The 10,121-nt window shown below is 43.7% G+C and carries 12 protein-coding genes; 2 read left to right on the forward strand and 10 right to left on the reverse strand.

The features are described 5' to 3' along the window. Positions 1–85: 85 nt before the first annotated feature. Entirely contained in the window at positions 86–814 is a 729-nt protein-coding gene (locus BACCELL_RS01305) for a potassium channel family protein (protein WP_007209679.1), read from the reverse strand. 190 nt (positions 815–1,004) lie between these two features. On the opposite strand from BACCELL_RS01305, the gene gadC reads away from it, so the two are divergent. Then, positions 1,005–2,594 (forward strand): glutamine/gamma-aminobutyrate antiporter GadC, encoded by a 1,590-nt coding sequence (gene gadC / locus BACCELL_RS01310; protein WP_007209680.1) that lies wholly within the window; start codon positions 1,005–1,007, stop codon positions 2,592–2,594. Positions 2,595–2,732: 138 nt separating this feature from the next. On the opposite strand, the gene BACCELL_RS01315 is transcribed toward gadC, so the two are convergent. The 9 genes from BACCELL_RS01315 to BACCELL_RS01355 all read right to left on the reverse strand — a co-directional run bounded on the left by BACCELL_RS01315 (position 2,733) and on the right by BACCELL_RS01355 (position 9,588). Beyond that, a complete protein-coding gene (locus BACCELL_RS01315) occupies positions 2,733–3,674 on the reverse strand; it encodes an NAD(P)H-dependent flavin oxidoreductase (RefSeq protein ID WP_007209681.1) in 942 nt (313 codons plus the stop codon). A 144-nt stretch (positions 3,675–3,818) separates the two neighbouring features. Continuing rightward, on the reverse strand, positions 3,819–4,502 hold the full coding sequence (locus BACCELL_RS01320; RefSeq protein WP_007209682.1) for a DUF4858 domain-containing protein: 684 nt from the start codon (positions 4,500–4,502) through the stop codon (positions 3,819–3,821). A gap of 12 nt (positions 4,503–4,514) precedes the next feature. Beyond that, on the reverse strand, positions 4,515–5,057 hold the full coding sequence (locus BACCELL_RS01325; protein ID WP_007209683.1) for a DUF4943 family protein: 543 nt from the start codon (positions 5,055–5,057) through the stop codon (positions 4,515–4,517). An 18-nt stretch (positions 5,058–5,075) separates the two neighbouring features. After that, positions 5,076–6,188: an outer membrane beta-barrel protein gene (locus BACCELL_RS01330; RefSeq protein WP_007209684.1), complete on the reverse strand. Its 1,113-nt coding sequence runs from the start codon at positions 6,186–6,188 to the stop codon at positions 5,076–5,078. Next, positions 6,175–6,726, reverse strand: a complete 552-nt coding sequence (locus tag BACCELL_RS01335) for an RNA polymerase sigma factor (RefSeq protein WP_007209685.1) — start codon at positions 6,724–6,726, stop codon at positions 6,175–6,177. Before BACCELL_RS01335 ends, BACCELL_RS01330 begins: the two co-directional genes overlap by 14 nt. Positions 6,727–6,834: 108 nt before the next feature. Then, on the reverse strand, positions 6,835–7,533 hold the full coding sequence (locus tag BACCELL_RS01340) for a hypothetical protein (RefSeq protein ID WP_007209686.1): 699 nt from the start codon (positions 7,531–7,533) through the stop codon (positions 6,835–6,837). A gap of 6 nt (positions 7,534–7,539) precedes the next feature. Next, entirely contained in the window at positions 7,540–8,250 is a 711-nt protein-coding gene (locus BACCELL_RS01345) for a hypothetical protein (protein WP_029328855.1), read from the reverse strand. 104 nt (positions 8,251–8,354) lie between these two features. Then, positions 8,355–9,203, reverse strand: coding sequence for a carboxylating nicotinate-nucleotide diphosphorylase (gene nadC, locus BACCELL_RS01350; protein ID WP_007209688.1), 849 nt, complete (start codon positions 9,201–9,203; stop codon positions 8,355–8,357). Beyond that, on the reverse strand, positions 9,196–9,588 hold the full coding sequence (locus BACCELL_RS01355; protein ID WP_007209689.1) for a DUF4783 domain-containing protein: 393 nt from the start codon (positions 9,586–9,588) through the stop codon (positions 9,196–9,198). The genes nadC and BACCELL_RS01355 overlap by 8 nt, the downstream gene beginning before the upstream one ends. A 94-nt stretch (positions 9,589–9,682) precedes the next feature. On the opposite strand from BACCELL_RS01355, the gene rlmH reads away from it, so the two are divergent. After that, the coding region (gene rlmH / locus BACCELL_RS01360) for a 23S rRNA (pseudouridine(1915)-N(3))-methyltransferase RlmH (RefSeq protein ID WP_007209690.1) at positions 9,683–10,121 on the forward strand (439 nt) is incomplete at its 3' end.

Genomic DNA, 10,121 nt, shown 5'->3' on the forward strand with positions numbered 1-10,121 from the left:
CACCGGAGACGTAGCCGGGATCCCTTTCTTTTTGGTATCTTTTTCTTTCGGGACAAGCCGAAAGAAAAAGTACACACACACAACATTACTTTATATCCCCTCCCTGCAACTCCTTATAATACTCTTGTTTCTCCTGATTCCTCTTTTGCACCAGACTCGTCACATACACCGTAAATATCGGAAACATCATCATCCCCAATGCTGCTAGCAGAACTGACAGTACACGCCCCGTCACCGTCACAGCAATAATATTGGAACCAACCGTCGTTACATCCATAAACGCCCACCACAAAGCATCCCCATAGCCTGTAACTAATGTATTCACCCCATGCTCCATAACATAGAAAGCCAGACTGGAGAAATAAACCGTAGCAAGCAAAGTCGTCAGGTAAGTAACAAACAGACCGGATGCCTTATTATACGTCAACCAACCTACCACAATGGCCAACGCATAACCACCGCGCACTAAAGGAATAAAACGCAATAAATAAGTGATTTCCTCTGAAAACGTCCATCCGGCCCAGGAAATAATGCTTTGGTAAGGGATAGCTACCAGAAGAAAAACGAAGTGAGTAGCAAAATAACGTCCTTTATGCTTTGCTAAAAACCACTCCAAAATAAAGTCCAGCAAAAACAGGATGCACACGGCAAACTGAACCTTCATAAATACCGTCTGAGTATAGAAAGGAATACCCTTGAATGTATCTACTGAAATACTAACCACTAAAAATAACGAAAGTAACAGAATCACAATGTGTAAGACACCATAAATTCCCTTCTCTCGTAATGCAAATTCTGAAAGAGCCATTTTCATAATAATACCTATTATTTATTCTGATTTAATATATTATTGATTTCTGCCCGATTGCCCTAAAACGTCTTGCACAAGACATTTGTTTAAGTGTTAATTTACCAACTTTCACTTTATCCCTGAAAACAACTCCACCGGGTCGTTGTTATAGAGACTGATTTTAAAACATATTTTTCACCTAAAACCTTAACTTATGGCAAATATTAAACAAACAGTGAAGCTGGGTGTGTTCACCCTCGCAATCATGAATGTAACGGCAGTAGTATCCCTACGTGGACTACCTGCCGAGGCCGTGTACGGAATGAGTTCGGCCTTTTACTATTTATTTGCAGCTATCGTATTCCTTATACCGACGTCACTTGTCGCTGCGGAATTGGCTGCGATGTTCCAGGACAAACAAGGTGGTGTGTTCCGCTGGGTAGGAGAAGCCTACGGTAAGCGGCTCGGTTTCCTTGCCATCTGGGTACAATGGATTGAGAGTACTATCTGGTACCCTACCGTATTGACATTCGGTGCTGTATCCATCGCCTTCATCGGAATGAACGACGCACACGATATGTCGTTGGCAAGTAACAAGTACTACACACTCGCCGTAGTGCTCATCATCTACTGGCTCGCCACTTTCATCTCATTGAAAGGTATGGGATGGGTAGGTAAGGTAGCCAAAGTCGGCGGTATGGTTGGTACCATTATCCCGGCAGCCTTGCTGATTATCCTGGGGATCATTTATCTGGCTACAGGCGGACACTCCAATCTGGACTTCCACAGCAGCTTCTTCCCCAATCTGACGAACTTCGACAACGTCGTACTCGCCGCAAGTATCTTCCTCTTTTATGCCGGTATGGAAATGGGCGGTATCCACGTTAAGGATATAGAAAACCCCTCCAAAAATTATCCGAAAGCAGTATTTATCGGTGCAGCTATCACAGTTATCATTTTCGTACTGGGTACTTTCGCACTGGGTGTTATCATTCCGGCCAAAGACATCAGTCTGACACAAAGCTTGCTGGTTGGTTTCGACAATTACTTCAAGTACATCCATGCTTCCTGGTTATCACCGATCATCGCTATTGCTCTTGCATTCGGTGTGCTGGCAGGTGTATTGACTTGGGTTGCCGGTCCGTCCAAAGGTATTTTTGCCGTAGGTAAGGCAGGTTACATGCCCCCGTTCTTCCAAAAGACAAACAAACTGGGTGTACAGAAGAACATCCTGTTCGTACAAGGTGGTGCTGTAACAGTATTGAGCCTCTTGTTCGTAGTAATGCCTTCCGTACAGAGCTTCTATCAGATCCTGTCACAGTTGACAGTAGTTCTTTACCTTATCATGTATATGTTGATGTTTACAGGAGCTATCGTATTGCGTTACAAGATGAAGAAGTTGAACCGTCCGTTCCGTATCGGTAAGGGTGGTAATGGATTGATGTGGTTCATCGGCGGACTCGGTTTCTGTGGTTCTCTGTTGGCATTCATCCTGAGCTTTATCCCGCCCAGCCAGATTTCAACGGGTAGCAATACAGTTTGGTTCTCCGTATTGATTATCGGTGCCATCGTTGTTGTGGCAGCTCCGTTCATCATTTACGCTTGCAAGAAACCGACTTGGGTTGATCCGAATACTAACTTCGAACCCTTCCATTGGGAAGAACAACCAAAAGTTGCAGCAAACGCAGCAACAGCCACTGCAACAGCAGCAGGCACAACAAGCACAGCTACGGCAACACCAACTGCAAATCCTACCGTAAATCCAACTAGTACAACAAATAATTCCGGCACACCTAAATCATAGGGATACAACCGGAAAACATAAAAATGGGACTGTACAGATTGACGTACAGCCCCATTTTTTATTTTGGACGGTAAAAAAGTGAAATGACTCCATTTCATTCCCCCTATTCAAAAAAATTCGTCCCATATAGCTAAATTCTTATTCCTTTAGCGCATCCCACGCTCTTCTATACCCTTCCGTCAGTTCCTGCATCACCTCAGCAACCGTCTCTATCTGTTTACCATAAAGTAATGCAGAAGCCTGACCAATCTCCAGTTCTCCTTCTTCCAGATCTCCATAGAAAATCCCTTTCTTGGCACGTCCATGAGCCAGAAGAATACGAAGTTCATCTTGTGTAGCCCCCACGGCTTCGGCTGCCTCTACAGCGTCACGGAAATTATTCCGCACCAAACGTACCGGAGCAAGCTTCTTCAACAATAACCGGGTATCCCCCTCCTGCAAACGCAAACAATATTCCTTGAAATATTCATGAGCTGAACTTTCCTGAGTCAATGCAAAACGCGTACCTATTTGTACTCCTTCTGCTCCCAACACCCGTGCAGCAAGCATAGCCTCACCCGTAGCAATTCCTCCAGCAGCAATCAATGGTAAGGTAGTAGCAGCACGCACGGCAGGCATCAGGCACAAAGTGGTAGTTTCTTCCCTTCCGTTATGCCCACCGGCCTCGAAGCCCTCAGCAACAACAGCATCCACACCCGCCTCTTCGGCTTTCATCGCAAAGCGGGAAGAACTGACCACATGCACCACTGTCACTCCCCGCTCTTTCAGCCATCCCGTCCATTTGGCAGGGCTTCCGGCGGAAGTGAAAACTATATTGACTCCTTCCTCTACCACTATCTGCATGATTTCTTCAATCTGCGGATACATCAATGGAATATTGACTCCAAAAGGATTATGTGTAGCAGCATGGCATTTACGGATATGCTCACGTAACGTTTCAGGATGCATGGAACCTGCCCCAAGCAAGCCCAGTCCACCCGCATTACTTACTGCCGACGCCAAGCGCCAGCCACTGCACCAAACCATACCACCTTGGATTATTGGATATCGAATTCCGAAAAGGGAAGTAATTCTGTTCATAGTTTTTCCGTTTAGGGATTATTAGGAAGAAACAAGAAAAAAGGATGAAAGGTTCGGAAGAAAAGGCGAATTGTAATAAAAAACACACCCGGAAATACGAATTTACAACATACATATCACCGGATGTTCAAATTATACAAATCCTTAATTCTTAATCGTCTTGACAGGTTCTTTACCCCGTACCGTTATCGAGTCTCCATATGCACGTAACACTTCCAGCGTACGGGCACGGCGCTTACGTCCCTTGACGTTCCAGAATTCTTTGGTAAAAGGTGCCATAAAATCACCGGAAAATCCTAAACCGCCACTAGCACCCTGCCAGCTACCTACAGCCATATTATTAGCCCGTTCTGTCATTCGGTAGCGCATTCCGGTTGCCTCTATTTCATCCATACTTTTACGGACACCCTTTTCGAAAGGCGTCTTTGCCCAATCGGAATAAATGCGAAGTATTTTAAGTTCATAGAAAGGATCCCCTCGCCACGTGTCCTTATCTATTTTAATCTTCTTCTGATACACCGGGTCCCAATTGTACTTCGTAGTTGCAGTATACGGGCGCAAGGTAAGAACAACTTTCTTCTTCGGTGTATTTGGTATTTCGGGAAGTGTTGTGTTGAAATCCAGCCATTGTTTCTCCATTGATATCTGCTGTTTACCCAGAGGTTCCTGTACTCCCATCTCTTTCAGAACTTCCGGATTCAGCTTAATCTCTCCTTCTCCATCCAGCAGACGGCGCAATCGCAGAGAGTCCTGAGGTGTCCAGTTCTGAGCGCAAACGGGAAGGACTACTACTAAAAGCAGTCCGATTATAGTGCAATATTTTCTCATTTATTTATTTTCTTACCACCACATATATCCGCTTCCACAAAGCGGTTCATCATAACAAGGGTCTATGGTCCACATCGTACGGGGGTATTTGCGGTTTTCCCACCAGCGGCGATAACGGGCGGAAGCATCCAGAACTTCATCATCCGATAAGAAGTAAATACCTTCATAATTCTCTGCATCCACATGTACCATTTTACACCCCATCGAGGCATTCTGCCCCAGACGGATTGTTTCTACTGTCCACAAAATACACTCACCTAAACGAAGCTTGCCACCTGCGGAATAAGAAACCGGAGCCAATGGGAAAGAAGGAATTACCGTCAAATCTTCGGCATATTTCAACAAGTCCCCTATGTCATCAACAGTAAACCGGGGAATAGTGTTCAGACCTTCCGGACTTTCGACAGAGTATTTTCCAGCTTTTAGTTGCTTGACGAATAAATCCACGTCAGGATTATTGTAGTCCAACGTTTCTTCCGTACATGATACAAAAGAAAGAGAAAAGAAGAATATCAAAATGGCCATTACGGCACGTATATTAGAAATTGCTTTCATTGTTGCATTGTATTAAGGTTAATATGTCATACGAACACCGCAAAGTAGATTAAGGTTCGTTGGACGTTCCGTTCGCAGCGTTTTTGTTTGCGAATCCGTATCAAAATGATGAGATACCGTAGGCTCTGCAAACAGAGCAATCCGGTCGTTCAACTTATAACGGACTCCCAGACCTGCCGCAATGGAAAGTTGTATAGGCTCTGCTCCAAAACCATTGTCTTCAGCTCCGGCTATGCATTTCTCGGCAGCACCACCCAATGTAGCGTAAAAGTCTACTTTAGAATTGCTTGCCAGCACCGCATTCAGTTTTACCGGAACAGCCAGTGTGTGTATCGCATGGTCTCCGTCAAGACGGTTGTATTGCAAACCTGCCTCCAGAGAAAAATGTTTGTTCAAATGACGCTCAGCAGAAAACCCTGCGGTGAACGGTATCCCGAAGTCCCCCTTTGGCAACGCTGTACCTATACCTGCTTTGAAAGCCCATTTTTTAGCACAACCACCCGCATTGGTAATGGGGAGCGCCTTATCGGAATCTGAGCCAAGCTCTGAATTTGTGACAGCGGGATCAGTAGCCGTGACACGATGATTATTTTCATTCCTTGATGAAGCTGTTTGACCATACATTCCGTTACCTTGGTGGTGATTGCCATATACGCGTTGGGAAATTGTAATGGAGACAGTGACTGATACAGTCTCTTCATCATCACCATTCGCAGCAAGTATGCCTCCGGATGATACTGGTACAGGATTCTTATGACCAGGATTTTGCGCTGTAGGTTTAGTCTCATGAATAGAGGGGAACTTTTCCTGCACCACATCTCCATTCAAGTTACCTTCCGGTGTCAGTGTAGCCACCTTGGTGAATGCTTCCTGAATCTCATCTTTCGGAGAGAAGTACCAGAATGCAGCGGAAGCAGCTCCAAGCACTAATACTACAGAAGCCGCCGCAGCCACCCGGTAGAAGCGTGGAGTGAGGACAGAACGTTTAGTAGCTGCAGAAGTATTGGTTGCATCGGTTTCAACTCTTGACAGGTCGCCTTTCAGCTCCTCCCAAAAGCCATCCCGCACCGTCATCTCTGCACCAGAGAGGCGACTGCGGAACAAACCGGTTATTTCATCATTTCCTTTCATACTCTGTATATTCTTTAATTCTTTTTGCTAACAAATTCTTGGCGCGATGCAGTTGCGAGGTGGATGAATGTACCTTAATCCCAAGCATTTCCGCTATCTCCTTGTGTGATTTCTCTTCAAACACATACAAGTTGAAAACGGTTCGGCATCCATCGGGTAATTCTGCCACAAATGCCATCAACTGCTGTTCGGAGAGGCGGCTACCGCTATCGGCTATGCTTGCTTCGTCGGGTATGTCAGGCAATTGTTCTTCGTTCACCACCAGTTGGGTGATGCGTTTCTGCTTTCGCAGATAATCTATTGCCTGTGTCACCATTACTCTTGTCACCCACGTTGCCAATGCACATTCGCCCCGGAAAGTGAAATGGGTAAAGATTTTGATGAACCCATCGTGCAGTACGTCATGCGCGGCATCTTCATCGCCCGTATAGCGGTAGCATACCGCAAGCATCTGCTTGGAATAAAGGGTATACAATTCCTTACGTGCGGAATCCTTTCCTGCCCGGCAGCCCTCTATCAGTTCTATTTCATTTTCCAATGTCAGTGCTATTTTTTACGGACGCCTCTTCGCGTCGTTTGTTAGTTAGACGCAGCTTTCCGTAGAATGCTGCAATGTTATATCTAAAAAGAAGTTAAAGAATGGAGATTATTTATACTTTGCTTTCAAAGTCTGTATCTGCTTGTCAAGCATTTCATCCAGTTCATCAAATTCTTCCCAGTATAAGAAACCGGGTACCATTATGACAAAATTGACAAATTGATCATTACTTATAAGAAATGAGATTTGATCCAGCAAGTTATTGTTAGTTTTCAAAGCAAACTTAAAATTCCTGGACATGGCAAGTTTCATAATTACATCCGTTTTTGCTGCATAGTAATCACTGACATCTTTCTTCCGCCTTCCCAACTCAAAATAGGTTTGCAATACATCCTGCAACAAACGCTTGTCAGAAATATACTGCATCAACGAAGAACCTTTCAAGACATCCAATGCATCGGTTTTATAAGAGAGTTCACTCATATTATTGAAAAGCTTGTCATACTTACTTAAAGTATCCGCCGGTATTCCCGATATATCCATTTTATGCTCTATTAGCAAAGAACTCATGTTCCTGTCTATATCCAACAAGTGCTTTATATTACGCAGTTCCTTTCTGTTATACTCCAATTCTTCCGCCACCAGTTGCATCGCGGCCCGCACCTCTTTTTGACGACTATGCTCCGTAACCTTATCGCTTCCCCAAAAGGTAACGATAATACCTGCCGCCACAATACTGAACTGACGGAAATAGTCTCCCAATCTCCAGCCTTTAATCGTAGACTTTATCTTATCTATATTTCCCATAAGTATTTATCTTGAACCATATTTCTGTTCAATGGTTTGAATCATCTTATCAATCTTTTGCTCTATACGTTCTTGATAGCCAGGAATAAAATATCCCTGTGGAATTTTCAAAAAGTTTCGCAACTTCCTATCTGAAAGATATATTTCCCATGCTTCCCATTTTCCCTCATTAACCGTATTTGTCTGTTCATCAGTCAAAGTCAAATAAAAGGGAATAGCCGCATCTTCCTTCATATCATAATACCCATTCATTGATAGTTTAAATCCTTCTAATGCTTCATAAACATCAATCAATGAAAGCAAAAACTCTTTATCGGATATTTTCTGCATCAGCATAGAGTTCTTAAGTATGTCCAGCGCATTCCGGGTATAATAGAAACTACGAATCTGCCCTATAGAATAACGAAATTGCTTCAGCGAATCTTCCGGTATCAGCCGAACATTCATATCATGTTCCACCAACAAAGCAGAAAGGCGCTCATCTGTGCTGAATTCAGACACAATACCTTCAAAGTTCTTCCGATTACTTTTCAGTTCATCCTTAATCAGCAACATAGTAGATTTAATATCCGCTTGTTCCGAACATCTGGTGACCAGTTCACTGCCAACGAAGGTTATCAGCACACCGATCACAACAATAGAAGTTTGCCGTATATACTCGCCAGGCTTCCAATTTCTGATAGTAGCTTTTACCCTATTCCAATCTATCTTTTCCATACTTTCCAAGTATCTATGAAAAAAGCCTCTCATTAAGATTGCAATATGATGGCAAACTTATGAGAGGCTTCTTGCTATTTTCTAAATACAGCCTTTCGCCTTTGTCAACATGCTTTAAAACTCATATCTAATCCTTTTACAGAATGGGTCAGAGCACCTACAGAGATAAAGTCTACGCCACATTCGGCATAATCGCGCAGCGTATCGAAAGTGATACCACCCGAAGACTCGGTTTCATAACGACCGCCTACCATATCCACAGCCTTCTTTGTCATTTCAGGCGTGAAGTTATCAAACATGATGCGGTCTATGCCACCAAGATCAAGCACTTGTTGCAATTCATCAAAGTTACGTACTTCAATCTCTATCTTGAGGTCTTTACCTTTTTCCTTGCAATATTCTTTAGCACGATTGATAGCCTTGTCGATGCCTCCGGCAAAATCCACATGATTGTCTTTCAGCAAAATCATGTCGAACAGTCCGATACGATGATTTACACCACCGCCAATCTTTACAGCCATCTTCTCAAGGATACGCATACCAGGAGTAGTCTTACGGGTATCGAGCACACGCGTATTCGTACCTTTCAGTTTCTCGGCATATTTATGCGTCATGGTAGCAATGCCACTCATGCGTTGCATAATGTTCAGCATCAGGCGTTCTGTCTGCAACAGAGACTGCACCTTGCCTTCCACTACCATTGCTATATCGCCCGGCTTCACCTCAGCTCCATCATTGATGAAGACTTCTACCTTCATAGTAGGGTCGAAACGACGGAACACTTCTTTGGCAACTTCGATACCAGCCAGAATACCCGGCTCTTTAATCAAAAGTTTGGATTTACCCATTGCCGTAGCGGGAATACACGAAAGGGTGGTATGATCTCCGTCACCTATATCTTCTGCAAAGGCAAGATCTATCAGCCTGTCAATCAGTTCTTCTTCCTTATTCATTCGTTTTATCTATTCTTATTTGATGTATAACATATTTGTTCTGTACTTTTCTGAAGAAACAATTCACTCGAAAGTTTCCATTTGCGGTTCCCAAAGTGCCGATGATGAAACTTGATTCATCCCGCTTTCCTTCGTGATTCACATTGAAGCTACTGACTTTGTTCTCGGCAAAAAAATTAGCCATAGTTCCTTCTGCCGTTTGCTTGTCAGCATTGGTCGTGCGATTATGGATAATCAGATCCACCTTATCACCCAGATACCTGTTTAGTTCCTGAGAGTTTCCCTTCTTGAAGGCCACAACCACCCCCACAGGTACGTCCTGAGCAAAGATCGAGGACACCCATAAGAAGAGGCAGGTCAACAATAAAACTACTCGTTTTTTCATAATCACAAGTATTAATGATACGCAAAGGTAAGCATTTATTGTAAAATACAATAAAAAAGCGCTAATTTTGTGCACAAATCAGAATGTAAGCAGCATGAAAACAACATTACTCGTCGTAGGAAGAACTGTAGAACAGCACTTTATAACTGCCATTAACGACTATGTACAGCGTACTAAACGCTACTTATCCTTCGAAATGGAAGTTATCCCGGAATTGAAGAATACGAAAAGTCTTTCAATGGAAGTTCAGAAAGAAAAAGAAGGGGAATTGATATGCAAGGCATTCCAGCCTGGCGACGTGATTGTATTGCTGGACGAAGGGGGAAAAGAAATGCGCTCCATAGAGTTCGCGGACTATATGAAGCGCAAGATGAACACCGTAAATAAACGGCTTGTATTTGTTATCGGTGGACCGTATGGTTTCTCACCCAAAGTATATCAGGCAGCACATGAGAAAATGTCCCTTTCTAAAATGACTTTCTCGCATCAGATGGTGCGGCTGATTTTTGTAGAGCAGTTATACCGGGCCATGA

Source organism: Bacteroides cellulosilyticus DSM 14838 (assembly GCF_000158035.1).
Classification (GTDB): domain Bacteria; phylum Bacteroidota; class Bacteroidia; order Bacteroidales; family Bacteroidaceae; genus Bacteroides; species Bacteroides cellulosilyticus.

Excerpts from the sequence above, each read along its gene's own strand:
- BACCELL_RS01320 (WP_007209682.1), bottom strand. The coding sequence starts at position 4,502 with ATGAGAAAATATTGCACTATAATCGGACTGCTTTTAGTAGTAGTCCTT.
- BACCELL_RS01345 (WP_029328855.1), bottom strand. The coding sequence starts at position 8,250 with ATGGAAAAGATAGATTGGAATAGGGTAAAAGCTACTATCAGAAATTGG.
- BACCELL_RS01330 (WP_007209684.1), bottom strand. The coding sequence starts at position 6,188 with ATGAAAGGAAATGATGAAATAACCGGTTTGTTCCGCAGTCGCCTCTCT.
- gadC (WP_007209680.1), top strand. The coding sequence starts at position 1,005 with ATGGCAAATATTAAACAAACAGTGAAGCTGGGTGTGTTCACCCTCGCA.
- BACCELL_RS01340 (WP_007209686.1), bottom strand. The coding sequence starts at position 7,533 with ATGGGAAATATAGATAAGATAAAGTCTACGATTAAAGGCTGGAGATTG.
- BACCELL_RS01325 (WP_007209683.1), bottom strand. The coding sequence starts at position 5,057 with ATGAAAGCAATTTCTAATATACGTGCCGTAATGGCCATTTTGATATTC.
- BACCELL_RS01305 (WP_007209679.1), bottom strand. The coding sequence starts at position 814 with ATGAAAATGGCTCTTTCAGAATTTGCATTACGAGAGAAGGGAATTTAT.
- BACCELL_RS01315 (WP_007209681.1), bottom strand. The coding sequence starts at position 3,674 with ATGAACAGAATTACTTCCCTTTTCGGAATTCGATATCCAATAATCCAA.
- BACCELL_RS01355 (WP_007209689.1), bottom strand. The coding sequence starts at position 9,588 with ATGAAAAAACGAGTAGTTTTATTGTTGACCTGCCTCTTCTTATGGGTG.
- nadC (WP_007209688.1), bottom strand. The coding sequence starts at position 9,203 with ATGAATAAGGAAGAAGAACTGATTGACAGGCTGATAGATCTTGCCTTT.